Genomic DNA, 20820 nt, shown 5'->3' with positions numbered 1-20820 from the left:
GAGGTCTTGAGATGCTGAAACAGCTATTAACGACGATCGCAGTTACCGGCGCCCTGATGGCGGCGCAGTCGAGCCTGGCGGCATCGCCGCCCAACATGCTGGTCATCGGAACGAATCTGACCGGTATCCGGACGCTCGATCCGGCCCAGAACAACGCCCGCACGGTGTCCGAGCTGATCTCGAATCTTTACGACAACCTCGTGCAACTCTCGCCCGACGACCTCAAGACGCTGAGGCCGATGCTTGCGACGAAATGGGAGGTTTCGGCCGACGGCAAGATCATCACGCTGACCCTGCGCGACGATGCGGTCTTCCAGAGCGGCAACAAGGTGACCGCCGAGGATGCGGCCTGGTCGATCCAGCGCGTCATCAAGATGGGCCAGGTCGGCTCCACCGATATCGCTCCCTGGGGTTTTACTTCAGACAACGTCGAAAAGCTCGTTCGCGCCAAGGATGAGCATACGCTGGAGATCGAGTTGCCGCAGGCCGTCAACACCGACCTCGTGCTCTATTCGCTGGCCGGCTCGTCGATCGGCATCGTCGACAAGAAAACGGTCCTGTCGCATGAGGCGAACGGCGATTTCGGCGGCGCCTGGCTTTCGGCCAATTCCGCCGGCAGCGGCCCGTTCAGCCTGGCGCAATGGCGTCCGAACGATGTGGCGATTTTCAATGCGCAGCCGAAATATTGGGGCGGCAAGCCGGCCATGGCGCGCGTCGTCGCCCGCCACATCCCGGAGTCCGGCAATCTCCGGCTCCAGCTCGAAGCCGGCGACGTCGATGTCGGTCAGTATGTGGCAAGCGGCGACCTCGATGCGCTCGCCACCAACAAGGACGTGGTGATCGAAAACGTCCCGGGGCTCGGGTTCTACTATATCGCCCTCAACCAGAAAGACCCCGATCTGCAGAAGCCGAAGGTTCGCAAGGCATTCCAGCATGCCTTCGACTGGAAGGCGATCTCCGGCAACATCATGCGCTATACCGGCTTTCCCTGGCAGTCGATGGTCCCGCGCGGGATGATCGGCGCGCCCGAGGAGGCGGCCGTTCGTTATGATTACGACCCCGCCAAGGCCAAGGCGCTGCTGGCGGAGGCAGGGTATCCCAACGGCCTGAACAAGGTGCTCAATCCCTCGGGAGCCCCAACCCTGCCCTTCGCTGAAGCGCTGCAGGCGAGTGCGCGCGCCGCCGGTTTCGATCTCGATCTGGTGCCCGGCGAGTTCACGCCCGCCTTCCGCGAGCGCAAGTTCGAGGTGCTGCTCGGCAATTCCGGCGCCCGCCTGCCCGATCCCTTTGCCGTCGCCACGCAATATGCCTTCAACCCCGACAACAGCGACGAGGCGCGCCTCGGCAGCTATTATCTCTGGCGTACGGGCATGAAGGTGGACGAGCTCAACACGCTCATCGACCAGTCGATGCGGGAGCGCGACACCGAAAAGCGCACCGACATCTTCAAGAAGATGGACGGCATCTATGCCGGCATGGCTTCGCCGCTCGTCATCTTCTTCCAGCGAACCGACCCCTATGTCATGCGCGCCAACGTGAAGAATTATCACGGGCATACGACCTGGTCGACGCGCTGGCATGATGTGACCAAGGAGTAGAGCGCGTGGCGAGTGCCGATCTGACATCGAAGCGGGAGGGCCGCCAGCCGGGAGGGAGCGGGTTCGCCGAGGCGGCCCCGCACCCGCTGCTGAGCCTGCTGCGGCGGCTGGCGGGACGCGTGGTCGCCGTCGTCACGACGCTGCTCGGCCTGCTCTTCCTGACCTTCTCGATGGGCCGCCTGCTGCCTGCCGACCCGGTGCTTGCTATCACCGGAGCGGAGGTCAGCAAGGAGGTTTACGACCGCGTCTATAACGAGCTCGGCCTCGGGCAGCCGATCTGGATGCAGTTCCTCTCCTATGTCGGGAAGATCGCCACCGGCGACCTCGGCATGTCGGCGACGACAGGCCAGCCGATCCTGACCGATCTGATGACGATCTTTCCGGCTACCATCGAGCTTGCCATCATCGCCATGATCATCGGAGCGATCGTCGGCATTCCCTTGGGCATCACCGCTGCGGTCCGGCGTGGGACGAGCATCGACCATATCGCCCGCATCGTCGCCCTTGCCGGCCATTCCATTCCGATCTTCTGGACCGGCCTGATGGCGCTCTTCATCTTCTACGCCAAGCTGAAGCTGGTCGGCGCATCGGGCCGGGTCGACGTCTTCTACGAAGGCCTCGTCACGCCGATGACCGGTTTTCTCTTGATCGATGCGGCGATCGAGGGCCAATGGGAGGTGTTTCACAATGCGCTCGGCCATATCATCTTGCCGGCGGCAACCCTCGGCTATTACTCCGTCGCCTATATCAGCCGCATGTCGCGAAGCTTCATGCTGGAACAGCTCAGCCAGGAATATATCATCACCGCCCGGGCAAAGGGGCTCGGCACCCGCAAGGTCGTATGGCGCCATGCCTTCCGCAATATCCGCGTGCAGCTCCTGACGATCCTGGCGCTGACCTTCGGCGGCCTGCTCGAAGGCGCGGTGCTGATCGAGACGGTTTTCGGCTGGCCGGGGCTTGGCCAATACCTCACCCGCGGGCTGCAGATGAACGACATGAACGTCGTGATGGGCTCGGTGCTGACGATCGGCGCCGTCTTCCTGACCATCAACATCCTGTCTGACGTCCTCTATCGCATCCTTGATCCGAGAACACGGTGACGCCATGACGATCTCTACCGAAGACGCAGAGACCACCCATGCCGGCGGCTTTCGCAACTGGCTGCACGCGCCCGAGCCTCAGGGCTGGTTCCAGTCGTCGGCGCAGCAGATCCATCAGGGCTGGCAGAAATTCAGCCTGCATCCGCTCGGGCTCGCTGGCCTCGTCATCATCGTGCTGCTGATCGTCGTGGCGATAGCCGCTCCCCTGCTGACGAGCTACGATCCGATCGTTCAGGACATGGCAGGGCGGCTTGCGCCGCCTTCCGCCGAACATTGGCTCGGCACCGACAATTTCGGCCGCGACGTCTTTGCGCGGGTGATCTACGGCGCCCGCACGACGCTCTACATCATCATGCTGGTCACGATCATCGTCGCGCCGCTCGGCCTGCTGATCGGCACCTTTTCGGGCTATTTCGGCGGAATCGTCGACGAAATCCTGATGCGCATCACCGATATCTTCCTCTCCTTCCCCGGGCTGGTGCTGGCGCTCGGCTTTGCCGCCGCTCTCGGGCCCGGCATCACCAATGCGATCATCGCCATTTCGCTGACGGCCTGGCCGCCAATCGCGCGACTGGCGCGCGCCGAAACGCTCAGCCTGCGCAAGGCCGATTATATCGCCGCCGTGCGCCTGCAGGGCGCAACGTCGATCGCCATCATCACACGCCACATCCTGCCGATGTGCATTCCCTCGGTGATCGTGCGCGTCACGCTCAACATGGCCGGCATCATCATCACCGCTGCCGGTCTCGGCTTTCTCGGCCTCGGCGCACAGCCGCCATGGCCGGAATGGGGTTCGATGGCCGCCAGCGGCCGCGAATTCATGCTCGATAGCCCCTGGGTGATCGCCGCGCCCGGCATCGCCATCGCCCTCGTCAGCCTCGCCTTCAATCTCGTCGGCGATACGCTGCGCGACGTACTCGACCCGAGAGGTTCGGAATGACGCAGCCCCTGATCGACATCCGCAATCTCGAAATCGCCTATGGCGGCGGCCACATGCGCGCGGTGCGCGGCGTGAGCTTTGCGCTCGGCCAGGAAAAGCTCGGCATCGTCGGCGAATCCGGATCGGGCAAATCCACAGTCGGCCGGGCAATCATGAAACTGCTGCCGCCAACAGCACAGGTCAGCGCCGAGCGAATGCTCTTCCGAGATGTGGATCTCCTCAAGGCGAATGAGCGGACGATGATGACGATCCGCGGGCGGCGGATCGGCCTCATCCTGCAGGACCCGAAATATTCGCTCAATCCCGTTATGCGGATCGGCGAACAGATCGCCGAGACCTACCGCTTCCATCATCCCAAGGTGAGCGCGAAAAAGACCTACGCCCAGGCGCTCGACATGCTCGAAGCCGTGCAGATCCGCGATCCCGAGCGCGTTGCCCGCCTCTATCCGCACGAAATATCCGGCGGGATGGGCCAGCGCGTGATGATCGCCATGATGCTGATTGCCGAACCAGAGGTGCTGATCGCCGACGAGCCGACCTCCGCGCTTGACGTAACTGTAAGGCTCGAGATCCTGGCACTGCTCGACGAACTCGTTTCACGCCGCAATCTCGGCCTGATCTTCATCAGCCACGACCTCAACCTCATCCGCAATTTCTGCGACCGCGTCCTCATCATGTATGCCGGCCGCGTCGTGGAAGTGCTGGAGGCGCGCGATCTCGACAAGGCGAGGCACCCGTATACGCAGGGCCTGCTCGCCTCGCTGCCGACGATCGAGGATCCGCCCGCCCGGCTGCCGATCCTGAAGCGCGATCCCGCGTGGCTGAATGACTTCGCGGAGGCGCCACGATGATCCGGATCGACAATCTCACCATCCGCTTCGGGCACGGCCAGCGGCCTGTCGTCAAGGATGTGAACCTCGCCATCGAGAACGGCACGGCCTTCGGTTTGGTCGGCGAATCCGGCTGCGGCAAGTCCACGGTTCTCCGGGCGCTTTCCGGCCTCAACGCCAATTATGACGGTCGCATCGTCCTCAACGGCGAGGCGCTGGAGCGCCAGCGCAGCCGGCCGTTCTATCGGCGGGTGCAGATGGTGTTCCAGGACCCTTATGGCTCGCTTCACCCGCGCAAGACCATCCGCTCGCAACTGCAGGAGCCGCTGCGCAACCAGGGCTTGGACCGAAACTCCGTCGATGCGAACGCCGTGCTGCGATCGGTCGGCCTCGACCCGGCGCTCAGCTACCGGTTTCCGCATCAGCTCTCCGGCGGGCAGCGGCAGCGCGTGGCGATCGCCCGTGCCCTGATGCTGAACCCTGATGTCCTGCTTCTTGACGAGCCGACGTCGGCGCTCGATGTGTCGGTCCAGGCCGAGATCCTCAATCTGCTGCAGGACCTGCGCAGGGAGCGCGGCCTCACCTATCTCCTCGTCAGCCACGATCTTGCCGTCGTCTCCCACATGTGCAGCCGCGTCGCCATCATGGAAGCGGGCGAGATCGTCGAACAGGTCGATATAGGGGCCTTGCGAAGAGGCGCGGTCGAACATCCCTATTCGCAACGCCTGCTGCGGGCGAGCCGGATGTATGGCAGGGGTTAGCTCCCCTCCAGACAAGAGACGGCTTGCAATCCTAGTAACGACCGCTTCGCTCGGCGATGACCGCCAGCGGTTCAGCCTTGGCATGCTCTTTCCACGCCGGCCGACCGCCGTCTGTACACAAGTGAACACTTGACATCGGCCTTGTTAAGGCCGAAGCCGCATTCGGCCGCGCATGCGCGGCCATTTTTGTGAGGATCCGGGAATGAAGACCAAGACGGCCGTCGCCAATACAGGAAACCTGATCATGACGGGCGTCGTACTGATGCTGCTCGGCGATTTGCTGTTTGCGCTGAACGATGCAATGGGCAAGTGGTTGATGTCCAGCTTTGCCGTCGGCCAGGTGCTGGTGATCCGCTCGCTCGGCGCTTTCATCGTGCTCGGACCGATGATCGCACGGCAAGGGCCGAGGGCCTTGTTCCGCGTCGAGCAGAAGGGCCTGCAGTTCATGCGGGTGGCCATGGCGACCGGCGATGTCGCCCTGTTCTATGCCGCCGTCGCCTATTTGCCGCTCGCAGACGTCATGACCTTCTATATGGCGGGGCCGATCTACATAGCGGCACTCTCGCATTTCTTTCTCGGAGAAAAGATCGGCTGGCGCCGGTGGCTCGCCGTTCTGATCGGCTTCGCAGGCGTCGTCATTGCGCTGCGCCCGTCGACGGCGATGCTATCGCTTCCGTCCTTCTTCGGCCTTGCGGGCAGCTTCTGCTTTGCCCTGTCGCTGGTCATGAGCCGCTATCTGCGCTCGACCAGCGACACGACGCTGGTAACCTGGCAGACGGTCGCCGCCCTTGTCACCGGCATCGGCCTAAGCATCGGCCACTGGCAGCCGGCAACACCGGTCGATTGGTCGGGCATGCTGCTGCTTGGGATCGTCGCCACCTGCGCGCATCTGCTCATCACCCGCTCGCTGAAGCTCGCACCGGCATCGCTGCTGGCGCCGTTGCAATATACGCTGCTGCTCTGGGCGATCGTGCTCGGCTACATCTTCTTCAACGATATTCCCGACATGCAGATCGTCATCGGCGCCGCCATCATCGTCTTTGCCGGGCTCTTCATCTTCCACCGGAAGAATTTGAAAGAGACGGTGCCGGCCGAAGCCGTCCCGCCGGATGGGCACTAACCGTCAGTCTTTACCCGCCAGCGGGGCTTCCCAGCCGAAGACGCTGCGCCCGCCGAAATCGGCGGATTGACGGAACTCGCCTGCGATGATTTCCTTGAGGTCGGGGCCGGTCACATAACGTTCCATCTGCCGGGATTGCTCATCCAGGCGCTTCAGCGCCTGCAACTCCTCCTCCCGTCCAAGCTTGCCCTTCAGCACCGCCGATTTCATCACGCCGATCGTCTCGTCGTAAACCTTGAGCGGGACCGGGAACGGGTGGCGGTCCTTGCCGCCATGGGCGATCGAGAAGCGCGCCGGGTCGGAGAAACGACAGGGCGCACCGTGGACGACTTCCGCCACCATCGCCAGCGCCTTCACCGTGCGTGCGCCGACACCGGGAACGAGCAGCAGTTCCTGAAAATCAGCTGGCCCGCGATCGGCCGCCGCGGCGAGATTGCCATGCAGACGACGCATATTGACATCGCTCTCGCGGACATCGTGATGGGCGGGCATGATCAGGTGCGGCAGCATCGGCTGTTCGTCGACCGCGGGCTCAGGTTGCTCGGCGCGTTGCAGCGCGGCCGCCTCGCGGACGATCCTGTCGGGACCGAGGGTCGCCAGCAGATCGAGCTGCCCTTGCCGCGAGCGCTCGGCGCGCCTGTCGGCGAGATTGACGATCTCGCCCTGGCTCCGTCCCTCGATCGCCGCATGCGGTGAGTCGAGGAAACTCTCCAAGCCTTCGGATAGCCAATGATAGCGCCGGGCCTGCCGCCGGTCGCCATTCATGCCCTGCTGTACGACCACCCAATGACCATCGTCGGCGACGATGAAGCCGTGGAGATAAAGGTCGAACCCATCCTGAAGGGCGGCACTGTCGACCTTGGCGATCAGACGGCTGGTCGTCGCCAGCCCCTCCCCGTTAAGGCCGACGCGCTCGCCGATCGACACGAGCTCCTGCGGCGTCTTACGCGAGTGCTGGCCGCGTCCGCCGCAAACATGCAGGCCGAGTTCGCCGGCGCGCGGTTTCAGCCCGCGCTTCAAGGCGCCGAGAACGCTTGTGGTGATGCCGGACGAATGCCAGTCCATGCCCATGACCGCACCGAAGGACTGGAACCAGAAAGGGTGAGCGAGCCGGCGCAGAAACTCATCGCGGCCGTAGTGATGAACGATCGCCTCGGCGATCAGCGTGCCGAGCCGTGTCATCCGTTCGCCGAGCCAATGCGGCACACGTCCCCCGTGGAGGGGAAGATCAGCGCTGCCTGCTCGCTTTGACATTTCTTTTCCTTACATTTTCCATCGCCGGCTACGATCGGGAACTCGGGAAAGTCCCGGGCGTTTGCTTTCAGTCGAAAAGCCGAGGCAACCATGACCGCGTTAGAAACCATGCTCAATCAACCCTACCTGCTTAGAACAAAAGCGCAACAGCCAGGCGGCGGTGAAAAACAGGAACTCGAAGGCTACGCCGAAAAAGCGGCCTTCCTGATCAATGGCAACCAGTATTTCGCCGAGCTGGCGCGCACGCTGCGGCAGGCGCGGCGCAGTGTCTGGATCGTCGGGTGGGATTTCAATCCGGACATCCGGATGGAGCCCGAAAAATCCGACGAAACATTGGCAGACCTACTGCATGCCCTGGCGGCGGCAAATCCGGCACTTGAAATACGCATCCTCATCTGGGCGCTCGGGCCGATCTATTCGGACAAATCTCTGCAGGTGCTTCGCAAGAAAAACTTCCCGAGGAATGCCGGGATCGATCTGCGCTTCGATCTTCAAAACACGGTGCGCGGCTGCCACCATCAGAAACTCGTCTGTATCGACGACGCCGTCGCCTTCATCGGCGGCATGGACCTGACATCGCGGCGGTGGGATACGAGACGCCACCGGGCAAGGGAGGCATTGCGACGCGACCCCGAAGGCGTGTCCTACGATCCGCTGCATGACGTTCAGGCGATGGTCACCGGCGACGCGGCCAGGCTGATCGGCGATATCGCACGGCGGCGCTGGGAAAGGGCCACCGGCGAAAAGCATGGACCGCTTGCCGAGAGCTTCCCTTTCACATGGCCGCGCGATGTTGCCGTTTCGCTGAAGCAGATCCCCGTGAGCTTCGTGCTGACGGAGCCGGCGACCACTTTCCGCGCCGGAATCAGCGATGGCATCGCCTCGACTCTCGATATCATCGCCCGGGCACGGCGGCAGCTTTACATCGAAGCGCAATATCTTGCCTCCTTCCGCGTCGCTGACGCCCTCGCCGCGCGGCTGCAGGAGGAAGATGGCCCCGAGATCGTCGTCATCTGCACACGTCTTTCCCATGGCCTGATCGAAAAGCTCTTCATGGGCGGCAATCGCGACCGCGTCATCCGCCGCCTCAAGCGCGCCGATCGTGCCGACCGGTTCAGGGTCTATTTCCCCGTCGTGCCCGGGCCGCCAGTGCCCGGGGCGTCAGAGCCGAGGAAGGCCGACGGGGTGGAGGTGCTCATCCATTCCAAGCTGATCATTGCCGACGACGAACTGATCCGCATCGGCTCCTCCAATCTCAATAACCGTTCGGAGGGATTGGATTCGGAATGCGACATGCTTCTCGAGGCCGGCAATGACGAGCATCGCGGCGCAATCGCGGAACTGCGCCACCATCTGCTGGCCGAATATCTCGGAACGACCACGGAGACCTTTGCCGCAGCCTATGCGCAGAGCGGCTCGATCATCCAAGCAGTCGACAAGCTCAATGATGGGCCTCGGGGCTTGCGGGAATTTGCCGTCGATCTCTCGGGCAGTATTTCGCCGATCAGGGGCACCGCGCTCTTCGACCCGGCGCGGCCATTGGGGCTCCTAGATCGACTGGGCCTCGGCGCGCTCTTCCGTCTCCTGATCCGCCCCGCGTAACCGGCGCCGGAAGATCACTTCGCTGACGATGAGAAGCGTGGTGCCGAGCGCCAGCGGAATGAAGAAATAGGCGCAGCGGAATGCAATCAGCGCGCCGATCGATGCCTCCTGCGGCACGGCATAGGAGACGGTCGCCTCGAGTACGCCGAGACCGCCCGGGACATGCGTCGCCAGGATCGCGGAATTAGCGAGCACGTAGGCCGTAACCGACCTGAAGAAGGCAACGTCGCCGAAGACCGTGAGCATCTGGTGCAGGCAGGCGGACACCAGCATGAAATTGATCGTCCCGACACCGACCTGGGCGACCGCGATCGAAAATCGCGGCAGCTGCAACGACCAGCGCCAGAGCCGCAGCCGGCGGCGGATAAAAAACGCCAGCCCGGCATAGACGACCGGCACGGCCAGCGCTAGCAGACCGAATAGCCGAGTGCTCGCTGGGTCGATGCGCAGCAGACGCGCGGCATCGCCGGGATTGACGATCAGGGCAAGGCCACCGAGTGTGATCAAGCCAAGGCCGACGGTGACGCCGCAGAACAGGATAATCTTCGCCACGTCCTCGGCCCTCAGGCCCCAGCGGGAATAGAAACGATAGCGGAAGGCGCCGCTGCTCAGCCCCGCAAATCCGATATTGTGGCCGAGCGAAAGGCTGATGAAGGAGGCGAGCACGATCTTCCGGTAAGGCAGGGATTTGCCGAGCGAGCGGATCGCCAGATAGTCGAAACAGCTCAGGCACAGATAGGATGCCGCCGCAAACAGAAGTGCTGTGCAAAAGGTCGCAAAGGGTATGCTGCGGACCGATTGAACGACCTGCTCCAGGCTGTACTGGCGGAAGATCCGATAGAGAAGAAAGCCCGCGATACAAAGGGCGGCAACGAGCAGTCCTTTCCAGATTACCTTTTTCAGACTCATCGATTGTCCGTTTTCGAAGTGCGAGCGCCATGGCTCGATCATCTGGAACGATCAAAAGAGTTTTGTGTTCCCCACCAGAGTACGAGTCCTGTCTCTTGTGGGGAGACCAGCTTGAGCGGGTCTATGCCGGATAAATCGATCAAACTCCTGTCCTATAACGTGCACAGCTGCATCGGCAACGACCGGAAGCTCGACCCCGGCCGCATCGCGTCGGTCATTGCCGAGGCTGGAGCCGATATCATCGCCCTGCAGGAAGTCGATGTCCTGAGACGTCGGACCGGCGGCGTCGATCAGGCCCACCTCATCGCCTCGCTGCTGAAGATGCAGGCTCATTTTCATCCGGCGCTATCGGTTGCCGAAGAACAATATGGCGATGCGATCATCACGGCGCTGCCGACCGCTGCGGTCAAGGCCGGTCCGCTGCCATCGATCGGCGAACAGCGCGGCGCGCTTTCGGTCGAAGTCCTGGTCGGCGACAGGAAGCTGCTGGTCGTCAACACTCATCTCGGCCTTCGCGGGCGCGACCGCATCCGGCAGATGACGACGCTCTTGAATTCGGGCTGGCTGCGCGGCACCAAGGACGAACCTCTTCCCTGCATTCTCTGCGGCGATTTCAATGCCATTCCGTCATCGGCGACGTACCGGCTTGCCACGCGGTCATTGAAGGACGCCCTGCTTGGAGGCAAGGCCGCACCAAGAGCGACCTTTCCCTCCCGCTACCCGCTGATGCGCCTCGACCACATTTTCGTCACCGACGACCTAGTCGTCAAAAGAGCCACTGTCCTGCAAAATCGGCTGACGAGGGTCGCCTCGGACCATCTCCCTCTCTTTGCCGAAATCAGTTTTGCTTGAGGACACTTCTGCAACTGATCGATCAGTTCCAGCTGGAGGAAACGGACAGGCGTAGCGTGGCAGATGCTTGAGGAAGGTCAGTGACGGCTGTAGAGTGGCGGCGTCACATCTTCGTCTGCGAGGTCGGGATAAAGCTGCCTGCGGGTGCGGGCGAGCGCTTCCGCCTCCTGGCGATTCCGCTCCAGCAGAATGGCGGTGACGTCCTTGTAGGGTCCACCGTCCGACAAGGCGACGCGGACGGTTCCACCCTGTGAGAGGAAGTCGCAGAACGACCGCATCGAGCGAAGACGCGTCGTGATCTCGACATAGCGGTCGTCATGTCCAGCCATGTTCATCTCCCTTCCAGACAGTAAGATGGCACAAACACTTCGGCGAGAAGATGGCGCTCTTTCAGCCTAGAGCATGATGTCGTCCGAAAACCGCTCACACTTTTCGGCATCATGCTCTGGCCTTCGGACATCAATTTCTGGCGAGCTTCCGGTTGATCGCGGCGGCGGCCAGGGGCAGCGCCGTAGTCGCCACAGTCCCGAGAGGCAATCGCCGGAGACCCCTGGTAACGACGAAGGCCGCCGCCATCGCGCCGGCCAGCTTGAGCCACGGCCGGTCACCGAGTTGCGCATGGGCGCTGGCATCGGCCCAGCGGGCATTTTCGGTCAAGACGGTCGCGGCCTGTCGCCTGATCACGTGCAGACGGGCCTGGAGGTTTTCGAGCTCTTCCCGCAACTCCCGCAGACGGCCTTCCAGAACATGCCCTTCGGAGATCTCGACGGTTTCCACCACATAGGCGTCGAACGGAATCTCTTGGCCAAGCGTGGCGAGGTAGGCGCGGTATTCGGCCTCGCTCGCAAAACCCTCGCGTCTGAGGAGGTCAGGATTGATGTCCGCCTCTTCTCTGTTTGCCAGCGGGATGCCGGCGTCGTCTAGCCTATCGTCCGCGCCCGTGCCGGATTCGTTCTTGAACATGATGCGTCTCCCGTGTTTCCTCACCGCAGAACGCCCGATGGCTCAAATTGATCCCACTCGCCGACGTGGCCGCTACGGGGCCCATGCCTTCGTTGCCGAAAAAGCTGCAAGCTTCTGCTGGATTTGCTCTAATCAAAAAGCTCGCCATGTCCAATCTGCTCCCGCTTGCCTGGAACGTCGCTGATGATGGGATCGTCGGCAGGATCGGGATCTTTTCTGTTGGCTTCGCTCAAAAACCGTGCGGCCTCGACGAATGCGACCGAGATTTCCTCGGTCCCCCATCCGGCTTCATTGGCGGCTGCAATCAGTTTTTCCAAAGCGTCGCGTGCAGCAGCGCGCGCTTCTTCGAAGCGCTGAGCGGGAGCTTCGGCTTTCGGCCGTGGAAAGGTCATCGTCTTCCCTCCATAGACTGGCTATCGAGGATGAACGCAGTTCCCAGGAAATGGATGCACCATGAGCACGATTTAGCTGCGGATGCGCCGATTTCTTTATCAGATGACCGTTCGCAACAGAAACGGCGAGCGCTCCAGTGGACGCTGGGCGAGGATTCTCAACATCGCCGGGCCCTGTATGCCGGTAGAGGTGCGCGAGCGGCCGTCATGATAGACGACCGTCATGACTTGCCCAAGAATATCATAGCGTATCTGCGCGATCGTCCGGGTGTGAACCGGAAATACGAATTCGTCGGGCTCTGATATCTGCCCGGAGGTCTCCAAAGTCATCGCCATGCCCCAACGATAATAGCGCCCCTGCCCCTCATTTTCCTAGTTCCAGGTCACCCGGCCTGGATATCGGAAGCGCCGAACGCCCCAATCAAGCACATATTGCCTCCACGGTCGCGTGACATCGGCGTGACATGCCGATCCGTGATAGGAAAACTATTTTGGAACAGCCACTTAGACGTCGGGTTGCTGCGCAATTCAGGCAATCAGTGCAGCGTCGGGCAAAATCGCGATGCTGACAATCCTGAAATCTTGTCAGATCCGCTCGCGCATCCTGTCGTAGAAGTCTCTAAAATCTCGCAAGGCGGATGGCTCGCGACGACGCGGCGAGGAGACGTGATATGAGGCAAAGGCGAACACACCCGCGACAGCAGCCACGAGCAAAACCGTTGAAAGCGGATGGTGTTTGACCACTGCTTTGGTCTGATGGATCGCTTTTCCGGCGCGGTCCTTCGCCAATCGCCCGGCGCCCAGGACCTGCTGCTGGAGCATGCCAATCTGTTTCCGCAGCGAGCTCAGTTCTGCTCGCAGGTCCTCTTCGGGCTGGCGGGGGATGCCGACGGATGCGGTGTTGACGTCGATAATGGCTTTCGGCACCGGTTCGCCGATCTTGGCTCCGCTGGTTTCCAGATTTGTCGTCTCACTGCTCTTGCGCCGCGGCATTTTCACATCTCCTCACATCAACGTTCCGACCTCGCGGTCCTCCACGAGAACTGCTTTGATGATCGATTGACAGCGCATGTCGCGACACGCGCAGTCTGCCTAGCGCTTGCGCCGGCAATGATGTTGTCGGACGCCTAAAACTTATCGCTGCGACGCCTTACCGCGTGCTTCAAAGCCAACAAGTGTCTGCGCCGCTCCATCATGTAGTCGGCATAACCGACGCAGATAAACAGCAATGTCGGGCCGGCGTAGATAACGATGAGAGCCAATGCAACAAGGATGAATGCGGTCGTCATGGTCTGTTTTCCATCATGTTGATCATGTGAAACGACGGACCATCTTTCGACTGATCAGGTTCCGCCGCTATGTCTGCCCCTCACTTCCGCTGCGGGTCGTGGCCATGATGGCGATCATGCTCGCCGCCACCGCCGGAGACCTTGCTTTGCGTGCGCTTGTCCGGCTCCGCCGCCGGCTTCGGAATGTCGAGCGGAGCCTTGGCATTTTCATGCGAAGCCCCCGGGCCGCCCTGGCGGATGGTCGCGGCGCTCTTCTTGGATGTGGACATCGATGCCTCCTAGCGATCCTGCTGATGGCCCTGATGGCTGGTATTGATCTTGCTGTTGCCCTGCTGACCCTTCTTATCCGGGTCTTCGCCGCCGCTTGCCATTGCGGCGTCTTCTGCTTTGGTCTTCAGCGGCTTGCCTGCACCCTTGCTGCTGACGTTGCCCGCTGGAATTGGAGGTAGCCTGCTGCTCATCGCGCCTCTCCTCAGTCAGGGTCTCGGTTGGAACTGTGATCCATATATTGCTCGGTCTGAATGGTCTTGCCGTCCAGACCGCGCTCCTTAGAGTGTTGCGTTTTATCGCGGTTCGACAGGACCTTGTTTTCGGGAAGCTGCTCTTCGTTAAGGTCGGTCATGGCGCCGCTGCCATCACCTTTTCCCTTTGCGCCAGCGCCGATATGTTTCCGGTCGGCATGTGCCATGACGTTCTCCTTAATTCATCGTATCAAACAATGCAGATCGGCCGAGGTTCCGGGATCGAGAGCAAATGACGCGACGACCCGCCGCTGGCCAACTGGCTCTAGCGTTCGTCGAGATGCCGTCGCAACTCGTCCTTCTGGATGAAAACGTCGGTGCTGCCCGGATCGTGATCGGGATGCGATACTTCAACATCGAGATCATCGGGAAGCTCGAGCGCCTGCTTGGCGTTCATGATGCCGAGAGGGACACGCCCTTCTTCGGTATCCACCGCGACTTCGACCAGTTGTTTCTTGGAACTCATTTCGGCGATCCCTTTTTCTATCTATTGAGAATCCGCCGGCTTCCTATTCGTTCCCTTGCCATACGATTTTGCGGCCTTTCCTCGCGCATCGCCGCCGTCACACGCTTGACGAGCGGACTCGACATCAGGTCCTCGAGCGAAATCGACAGCTTCGGCTTCCAATTTGGATAGCTGTCGCTGGTGCCCGGAATGTTGGTCGGGCTTTTCTCGTCTGTGAGATCGGCAAGGCGAACCGCGACGAGGAGTGACGGGCTTCTGGCGATGAAGCGATAGGCGCTGACGGTTAGTTCCCTCAGCGCCTCCCGACTTGCCCTTGCGTCAAGACGTTGCGGCAGACCGAGACCGGCGGCCCGGAGTGCCGCCTTCAAGCTTGTCCGCTCGCGCTTGCGGTGTTCGAGATGTTTTTCGGTGAGATCGGTCGGGACAATGCCGTGCTCGCGCCGGTCCTGAATGTCGGAGCCGCGCCACCAGCCGGCCAGGGTCTGGTGATCGTGCGTCGAGATGCATGCCAAGGCAAGAACGGGATAGGCATCCGCCGGCTTAAAACCGCCTTCGTCCTGTTCATAGGAGAGGATCCGATAGGAGAGAATTCTGGCCGCCGCCAGATCGTCGGGCAGGTCTTCAGGGATGATTCCCAAGGCTTCGCCGATGACGAGGCATCGATGCTCGGCGGACGTCTCGGCAAGGATCTGCAGGAGCCGGTCCTGGGGATAGCGCACATAGCCGCCGCCCGCCGCGCTACTGCCGAGCGGCACCAGAAAGAGGCGCCGGAGCGCCGGGGCATGGTCGATGCGGATCGCGCCAGCGTAGCGCATGGCGGCACTCACCATACGACGAAAGGGAGAAGTTTTCCCCGATGCGATCCTGGAAGGCAGATAGCCGGCAAGATGCCAGTCCTGCCCGTCGACGGCGAAGGGATCTGGAGGACTGCCGATGGTGGCTTCGGAAATATAGACCTCTGGTTCGCTCCATGTCGCGGAGCCGTCGACTGCCTCGCCAACGGCAAGATCGAGATAGAGCCCGATCCGCATGCCGGCCTTCAGCGCCCGCTCCGCCGCCTGCATCATCTGCCGGTGGGCGAGCCATTGCAGCCACATATGGAATAGCACATCATCTTCATGATCGCGCTCGAATTCTGCGACGGCTTCGCTGTCGGCACGCTGAAAATCTGCGGGCCATGCCTGCCAGCCGGCGCCCGCGCCGCGCTCGACCATCGAAAGCGACAGGCATTCGAACAGAGCGTGCCGCCGCAGGCCGTCGCCGCCTCGCGCCACGAAGGCGTCGAAATCCGCGGGAGCATAAGCCTTGTCGACTGCGCTCCGTACCCGCCAGCCCGGCCAGAGATCCCGCAGCGCCTGAAGCTTGACCTCAGCCACCTGCGCATAATCGACGAGATCGGCCCGGCGAAGCCTCTCCAGCTTCCGTTCGAGCTTTCGACTCAGGATAAAACCGGGGAGGCGGTCAACGGCGATATAGAGCGGGTTGAGATGCTGGCGGCTCGACGGTTCATAGGGACTGCAGCGGCCGGGATCGGCAAGGAACGGCGCATGAAGCGGATTGAGGCCGACGAAATCGGCGCCGAGCGATCCCGCCAGATCCGCCATAACGACCAGATCTTCGAAGTCTCCTATGCCCCAGTTGCGCGCCGAACGAAGTTCGTAGAGCTGCAGGCTGATGCCCCAGATCCGCGTGCCGGATAAAAAGTCCGGCAGGTATGACATTGCGATTTTTTCCACCGCCGGCTTCGGCTCCCGCCGCGCCTTGCCCCGCCCGTGATCAACGACTGCCGTCAGGTCGACCTTCAGCGCCGACAATATCTTGCGCTTCGTCTCTCTGGAGATCGACACCTCTCGACCGTCGGGGCTCGGCCTCGTCGGGCTGATGCCGTACCACTGGGCAAGCCTGTCGAGCTCCGCGGGCTTCATGGTTCAGTCGCTTTCATATGGCCCCTGATGCTTCACCAAGGCTCCAGATCACTGCCCAGGGCGCCAGCTCGTCGTCGTCGTTGTCTCCGAGCCGGAAGATCATCTCTCCGCCTGCCGCCTGATCGGCAAGCCTTGCCCTCTCGTTGCCGAGATTGGCACGGAGGTGCAGGCGTCGGTTGCCGGCGAGCGTCCAATCCACCGCGACCGCAGTGCCAGCCGAATGATAGAACGCATTTCCAACACCGGCTTTCAGCAAGGGAGTAATCCGCCGGCGCCGCAGATCGAGAAGCGTCCTGTAGAAATCGAGGATCTCGGAGGAGGCGAGCTTCGACCAGTCGAGCTTTGCGGCAGCGAACGTCGACGGCGCCGTCGGGTCGAGAAGCTCGTCGGCATCGAAGCCCGGCAGGCGCGACAGTTCCTCGCGCCTGCCTTTGCGGACTTTGTCGTTCAGATCCTCGTCGAAATCGCAGAAAAACGGAAAAGGCTCTTTGGCACCCCATTCTTCGCCCATGAACAGCATCGGGATCTCGGGCGCCAGCAGGTAGATTGATGTGACGGCCTTGATGGCATCGGCCGGGCTCGCGGCCATGATGCGGTCGCCGAGCGCCCGGTTGCCGATCTGGTCATGGTTCTGGATGAAGGACACGAAGGCGGTCGGCGGCAGGTGGCCGCTCGGCCTGCCCCGGCTCGCGCCGCGATAAGGCATGTGCTCGCCCTGGAACACAAAGCCTTCCGCCAGAGCGCGGCCGAGCTTATCGGCATCACCGGCGTAGTCGGCATAATAGCCGAAGGTCTCGCCGGTCGCAGCGATATGCAGCACATGGTGCAAGTCGTCGTTCCACTGGGCCGTGAACAGTCTCGGCTCGGCGCTCTCATCGCGTTGCAGAAGGTCGCTGTCGTTCTCCTCGTTCTCGACGATCAGATGAACTTGCCTGTCGCCGGCCGCTGCCCTGACACGACGGGCGAGCGCATGAAGAAGATGTTCCTTGCTGTCGTCCTTGATGGCATGGACGGCATCGAAGCGAAAACCGTCGAGCCGGAACTCGGTGATCCAATAGAGGGCGTTCTCGATGATGAATTCGCGGACCATCTCGGAGCCGTCGCCGTCATAATTGATGCCGTTGCCCCAGGGTGTCTTGTGATGATCGGTAAAGAGCGGCGCGTAGGACGGAATATAGTTCCCGTCCGGCCCGAAGTGATTGTAGACCGCGTCGAGGAAGACCGAGATGCCACGCTCGTGTGCGGCGTCCACAAGCGCCATGAGATCCTCCGGCCGGCCGTAGCTGCTGTCGGGTGCATAGGGAAGCACGCCATCATAGCCCCAGCTATAGCGGCCCGGAAAGTCACTGAGCGGCATGATCTGCAGCGCCGTCACCCCCAGTTGACGCAGATGGTCAAGCCGCTCGATCGCAGCCCTGAAAGTACCCTGCCCTGTGAAGCAGCCGATATGCAGTTCGTAGATGACCATCTCTTCCCAAGGCCGGCCGGTCCATGCATTGGTCTTCCAGCGGTAGTCGGAAAGATCGACCACTTCGCTCGGGCCGTACACATCCTGCGGCTGGAAGCGCGAGGCCGGATCGGGAACTTCGAGACCGTCCGGCAGCACGAAACGGTAGCGCGTGCCGGCTCGGGCATCCGCGACCATGCAGCGATGCCAGCCATCGTCATCCGCCTGCATCGGACGGGGGTCCGCGCCTTCGATCCTCAATGACATGCTTTCATGCAGCGGAGCCCAGAGTCGGAACAGAATGCCGTCTTCGCTGAAGGCGGGGCCGAACGTCGTTTTGGTCAAGGGAGCGCCTTTGATGATTGGCCGGGATATGGGTAACTTTTGCAGGAGGAAAAAGTTTCGTCTGCAAGCAGACGTGAGAAGCTGCGATTGTCAGAAGCAAATCGGCTGAGATGGAGTAGGATTGCATCCCATCACGTGTTATTGAGGTGCAGACAGATAGGAGTGCAATCGATGCGATCGACCCAGCAGATGAGCATTACATTACCCGTGGAAATGGCGAAGCTGGTTAAGCTACGAGTGTCCAACGGTGATTACGCCTCAGAAAGCGAAGTTATTCGCGAAGGGCTGAGAGCTTTGCAAGAACGCGAAAATGCTGTCGAGCATTGGCTTCGAACGGAAGTTGCGGCAACCTATGACGCATATAAGGCCGATCCCACTAAAGCCAAACCCCTCGATGAGGCCTGGAAGCGCCTTGAAGCCCGCATGGACGAGATTGATCGGGCAGAAGATTAATGAGGCGCTATCATATCCGCCTCACCGATGAGGCGGAATTGGATGTGGCGCGTATCTATGCTTTCGTTCGTAGGAAATCCGCGTCTGCCGCCGTCGCCCGCGAATATGTGGCCCGCATCAGGACCTTCGTGGGTGGGTTCGAGATGTATCCTGAACGGGGCAGCCTCCGTGATGTTCGCCCAGGCTTGCGCATAGTGGGCTTTGAGCGTCGGGTAAGCGTAGCGTTCGTTGTCGAGCCCACTGAGGTTGTTATCATCCGTATCCTCTATGCCGGCCAGCGGTTTGAAAGCGAGGAAAGCTAGAGCAGCGGTCCTAAACTTATCACAATCGCACGCTGCCCGCCTATCAAGGTGAACCGCCTGCCACTCGCTTCGTCGATCACGCCGCCGCGACCTTGTCCCGGAGCGCTTCGTCCATGGCCGCCTGAAGCTGCTCTTGCGTGAACGGCTTCGTCATCCTGAGCATTCGGCCGAGCCCCTGGTCCTCGGCAAGCTCGACATAGCCGGAAGCGAGGATCACGGGCAGGTTGGGGAAGGCTGCACGAAGGTGACGCGCGAGCTCGGCGCCGGTCATGCCCGGCATGGCGTGATCGGTGATAACAAGATCGCACTCCTCTCCTCCGGCGAAGAATTCCAGGGCCTGGGAAGCGGAAGCAGCCTCGCGCGGGAGATGTCCGAGGTCCTCCAGCATCGCCACGGTTCCGGTCCTGACGAGCGCATCGTCGTCGACGACAAGAATGGCAAGCGATCGCGACACCGGATTCACAGGTTCCGCGGGCGCCGTCACGACCGCCGGCTGCGCCCTGGTGAAGCTCTCGGCGACGGGCAGCCAGAGGGAGACGGTGGTGCCCTTCCCTCTCGTGCTGAAGATCTGGATCGAGCCGCCCGATTGCGCGGCCAGGCCGTGCACCATCGACAGGCCGAGACCGGTGCCCTTGCCGATCCCCTTGGTGGTGAAAAATGGCTCGGCGGCACGCAGGACCGTCGCCTCGTCCATCCCCTCGCCATCGTCCGAAACCGATATCTTGATGTAATTCCCGCCCGCAAGGCCGGTCGGCCGTGCCTCCTCCGCCGTCGCGGTGACTGTCACCGCGCCGCCGCTTTCGAGCGCATCGCGCGCATTGACGAAGAGGTTGAGCAGGGCCAGCTCCAGCTGGTTGCTGTCCACCAGCAGCGGCGCCAGATCCGCCGGGATGCACTTTCGGATCTCGACGCGCGGCCCCACAGCCTTGGCGAGCAGATCCTCGACGTTTTCGAACAGCCTGAGGAAGTCGACCGCCTGCGGCTTCAGCTCCTGACGGCGGGCGAAGGCGAGCAGGCGCTGAGTGAGCGCCGTGCCGCGCTCGGCCGCCTGGATGGCGTTGGTCACCAGGCGTTCGCTGCGCTCATCCGCCGGCAGGCGTTTCTTCAGCAGGTTGAGACTGCCGAGCACCGCCATGAGAAGATTGTTGAAGTCGTGCGCAACGCCGCCTGTGAGGTGACCGATCGTGTCGAGCTTCTGCGCTTCGAAGAGCTGCGCCAGCGCCTCCTCACGCTCGCGCGTCCGCTGGTCGATTCGGTGCTCGAGTTCTTCATTCAGCTGACGCAACTGCGCTGCCGATGTTTCGAGCTCGGCGGTGCGCTGGTGCACCCTCGCCTCCAGCTCGGCATTCAGGCGTTCGAGTTCCCGCGTTTTCCGGTAAAGATCGGCAAAGACCCTGACCTTGGCCCTCAGCACCTCGGGCACGATCGGAACGGAGACGTAGTCGACGGCGCCGACCGCGTAGCCGCGCAGCCGGTCCGGTTCGGCCAGCATGACGGCGGAGACGAAGATGATCGGCGTATTCTGATAGCGTGGATGCTGCCGGATCATGCTGACGAGCTCGAATCCGTCCTGCTCGGGCATGCAGACGTCGACGAGGATGACGGCGATTTCGGTGCGCAACAGGTGCTCGAAGGCTTCGCGCGCCGATTGCGCCTTGATGAGGTTTTCCTCGAGCTCTTCGAGAATGACCTCGTAGCTCAAGAGCTTCGCGGGCTGGTCGTCGACGAGAAGGATGTTGACGCGGTTCATG

25 protein-coding genes are annotated in these 20820 nt (G+C 61.9%); 10 read left to right on the top strand and 15 right to left on the bottom strand.

Annotation, left to right across the window (positions count from 1 at the left end):
* Positions 1–11 precede the first annotated feature (11 nt).
* The 6 genes from N2597_RS28425 to N2597_RS28400 all read left to right on the top strand — a co-directional run bounded on the left by N2597_RS28425 (position 12) and on the right by N2597_RS28400 (position 6349).
* The gene (locus N2597_RS28425; protein ID WP_183602092.1) at positions 12–1598 is read left to right on the top strand and encodes an ABC transporter substrate-binding protein; all 1587 of its coding nucleotides are present in this window, start codon (positions 12–14) and stop codon (positions 1596–1598) included.
* 5 nt (positions 1599–1603) lie between these two features.
* Positions 1604–2698 carry an ABC transporter permease gene (locus tag N2597_RS28420; RefSeq protein WP_183602094.1) on the top strand — a complete coding sequence of 365 codons (1095 nt, stop codon included), beginning with the start codon at positions 1604–1606 and terminating at the stop codon, positions 2696–2698.
* A 4-nt stretch (positions 2699–2702) separates the two neighbouring features.
* Positions 2703–3638, top strand: coding sequence for an ABC transporter permease (locus tag N2597_RS28415; protein ID WP_183602096.1), 936 nt, complete (start codon positions 2703–2705; stop codon positions 3636–3638).
* Positions 3635–4489, top strand: coding sequence for an ABC transporter ATP-binding protein (locus N2597_RS28410; RefSeq protein WP_096770542.1), 855 nt, complete (start codon positions 3635–3637; stop codon positions 4487–4489). Before N2597_RS28415 ends, N2597_RS28410 begins: the two co-directional genes overlap by 4 nt.
* Positions 4486–5229, top strand: a complete 744-nt coding sequence (locus tag N2597_RS28405) for an ABC transporter ATP-binding protein (protein ID WP_183602098.1) — start codon at positions 4486–4488, stop codon at positions 5227–5229. Before N2597_RS28410 ends, N2597_RS28405 begins: the two co-directional genes overlap by 4 nt.
* Before the next feature lie 202 nt (positions 5230–5431).
* Entirely contained in the window at positions 5432–6349 is a 918-nt protein-coding gene (locus N2597_RS28400; protein WP_009991732.1) for a DMT family transporter, read from the top strand.
* A gap of 3 nt (positions 6350–6352) precedes the next feature.
* On the opposite strand, the gene N2597_RS28395 is transcribed toward N2597_RS28400, so the two are convergent.
* Positions 6353–7603, bottom strand: coding sequence for a DUF763 domain-containing protein (locus N2597_RS28395; RefSeq protein WP_077989125.1), 1251 nt, complete (start codon positions 7601–7603; stop codon positions 6353–6355).
* 90 nt (positions 7604–7693) lie between these two features.
* On the opposite strand from N2597_RS28395, the gene N2597_RS28390 reads away from it, so the two are divergent.
* Positions 7694–9205: a phospholipase D-like domain-containing protein gene (locus tag N2597_RS28390; RefSeq protein WP_077989124.1), complete on the top strand. Its 1512-nt coding sequence runs from the start codon at positions 7694–7696 to the stop codon at positions 9203–9205.
* On the opposite strand, the gene N2597_RS28385 is transcribed toward N2597_RS28390, so the two are convergent.
* Positions 9152–10114 (bottom strand): lysylphosphatidylglycerol synthase domain-containing protein, encoded by a 963-nt coding sequence (locus N2597_RS28385; protein ID WP_086156641.1) that lies wholly within the window; start codon positions 10112–10114, stop codon positions 9152–9154. The two genes, N2597_RS28390 and N2597_RS28385, sit on opposite strands and share 54 nt — an antisense overlap.
* A gap of 123 nt (positions 10115–10237) precedes the next feature.
* Here N2597_RS28385 and N2597_RS28380 point away from each other — a divergent pair, with 123 nt between their 5' ends.
* Complete coding sequence (locus tag N2597_RS28380; RefSeq protein ID WP_183602201.1) at positions 10238–10966, top strand: endonuclease/exonuclease/phosphatase family protein; 729 nt, start codon at positions 10238–10240, stop codon at positions 10964–10966.
* A 77-nt stretch (positions 10967–11043) separates the two neighbouring features.
* On the opposite strand, the gene N2597_RS28375 is transcribed toward N2597_RS28380, so the two are convergent.
* From N2597_RS28375 to treZ, 12 genes are all read right to left on the bottom strand, one after another.
* Positions 11044–11295, bottom strand: coding sequence for a hypothetical protein (locus N2597_RS28375; RefSeq protein ID WP_040141779.1), 252 nt, complete (start codon positions 11293–11295; stop codon positions 11044–11046).
* Between the two features lie 130 nt (positions 11296–11425).
* Complete coding sequence (locus tag N2597_RS28370) at positions 11426–11929, bottom strand: hypothetical protein (RefSeq protein WP_040141781.1); 504 nt, start codon at positions 11927–11929, stop codon at positions 11426–11428.
* Positions 11930–12057: 128 nt separating this feature from the next.
* Positions 12058–12321, bottom strand: a complete 264-nt coding sequence (locus N2597_RS28365) for a hypothetical protein (protein WP_009989019.1) — start codon at positions 12319–12321, stop codon at positions 12058–12060.
* Between the two features lie 99 nt (positions 12322–12420).
* Positions 12421–12651 (bottom strand): hypothetical protein, encoded by a 231-nt coding sequence (locus tag N2597_RS28360; RefSeq protein WP_040112537.1) that lies wholly within the window; start codon positions 12649–12651, stop codon positions 12421–12423.
* Positions 12652–12906: 255 nt separating this feature from the next.
* Positions 12907–13314, bottom strand: coding sequence for a hypothetical protein (locus N2597_RS28355; protein WP_096763178.1), 408 nt, complete (start codon positions 13312–13314; stop codon positions 12907–12909).
* A gap of 134 nt (positions 13315–13448) precedes the next feature.
* Positions 13449–13610 (bottom strand): hypothetical protein, encoded by a 162-nt coding sequence (locus tag N2597_RS28350; protein ID WP_167482290.1) that lies wholly within the window; start codon positions 13608–13610, stop codon positions 13449–13451.
* Between the two features lie 80 nt (positions 13611–13690).
* Positions 13691–13879: a hypothetical protein gene (locus N2597_RS28345; protein WP_040112184.1), complete on the bottom strand. Its 189-nt coding sequence runs from the start codon at positions 13877–13879 to the stop codon at positions 13691–13693.
* A 9-nt stretch (positions 13880–13888) separates the two neighbouring features.
* Entirely contained in the window at positions 13889–14071 is a 183-nt protein-coding gene (locus N2597_RS28340) for a hypothetical protein (RefSeq protein WP_040112185.1), read from the bottom strand.
* 11 nt (positions 14072–14082) lie between these two features.
* Complete coding sequence (locus N2597_RS28335) at positions 14083–14298, bottom strand: hypothetical protein (protein ID WP_040141785.1); 216 nt, start codon at positions 14296–14298, stop codon at positions 14083–14085.
* Between the two features lie 98 nt (positions 14299–14396).
* The gene (locus N2597_RS28330) at positions 14397–14597 is read right to left on the bottom strand and encodes a hypothetical protein (RefSeq protein ID WP_096763177.1); all 201 of its coding nucleotides are present in this window, start codon (positions 14595–14597) and stop codon (positions 14397–14399) included.
* A gap of 17 nt (positions 14598–14614) precedes the next feature.
* On the bottom strand, positions 14615–16522 hold the full coding sequence (malQ, locus tag N2597_RS28325) for a 4-alpha-glucanotransferase (RefSeq protein ID WP_183602100.1): 1908 nt from the start codon (positions 16520–16522) through the stop codon (positions 14615–14617).
* 13 nt (positions 16523–16535) lie between these two features.
* Complete coding sequence (gene treZ / locus N2597_RS28320; protein ID WP_183602103.1) at positions 16536–18314, bottom strand: malto-oligosyltrehalose trehalohydrolase; 1779 nt, start codon at positions 18312–18314, stop codon at positions 16536–16538.
* A gap of 171 nt (positions 18315–18485) precedes the next feature.
* Between treZ and N2597_RS28315 the strand changes: the two genes are divergently transcribed.
* Positions 18486–18767 carry a type II toxin-antitoxin system ParD family antitoxin gene (locus tag N2597_RS28315; protein WP_183602105.1) on the top strand — a complete coding sequence of 94 codons (282 nt, stop codon included), beginning with the start codon at positions 18486–18488 and terminating at the stop codon, positions 18765–18767.
* Positions 18767–19069 carry a type II toxin-antitoxin system RelE/ParE family toxin gene (locus N2597_RS28310; RefSeq protein ID WP_183602107.1) on the top strand — a complete coding sequence of 101 codons (303 nt, stop codon included), beginning with the start codon at positions 18767–18769 and terminating at the stop codon, positions 19067–19069. The genes N2597_RS28315 and N2597_RS28310 overlap by 1 nt, the downstream gene beginning before the upstream one ends.
* Positions 19070–19145: 76 nt before the next feature.
* Here N2597_RS28310 and N2597_RS28305 read toward each other — a convergent pair whose 3' ends face one another.
* On the bottom strand, positions 19146–20819 hold the full coding sequence (locus tag N2597_RS28305) for a response regulator (protein WP_183602109.1): 1674 nt from the start codon (positions 20817–20819) through the stop codon (positions 19146–19148).
* Position 20820 lies beyond the last annotated feature (1 nt).

The sequence above is a fragment of the Rhizobium sophoriradicis genome, from assembly GCF_025200795.1.
GTDB classification, from domain to species: domain Bacteria; phylum Pseudomonadota; class Alphaproteobacteria; order Rhizobiales; family Rhizobiaceae; genus Rhizobium; species Rhizobium sophoriradicis.
The sequence above is the reverse complement of the archived record's forward strand: the minus strand, read 5'-3'. Positions and strand labels throughout refer to the sequence as shown.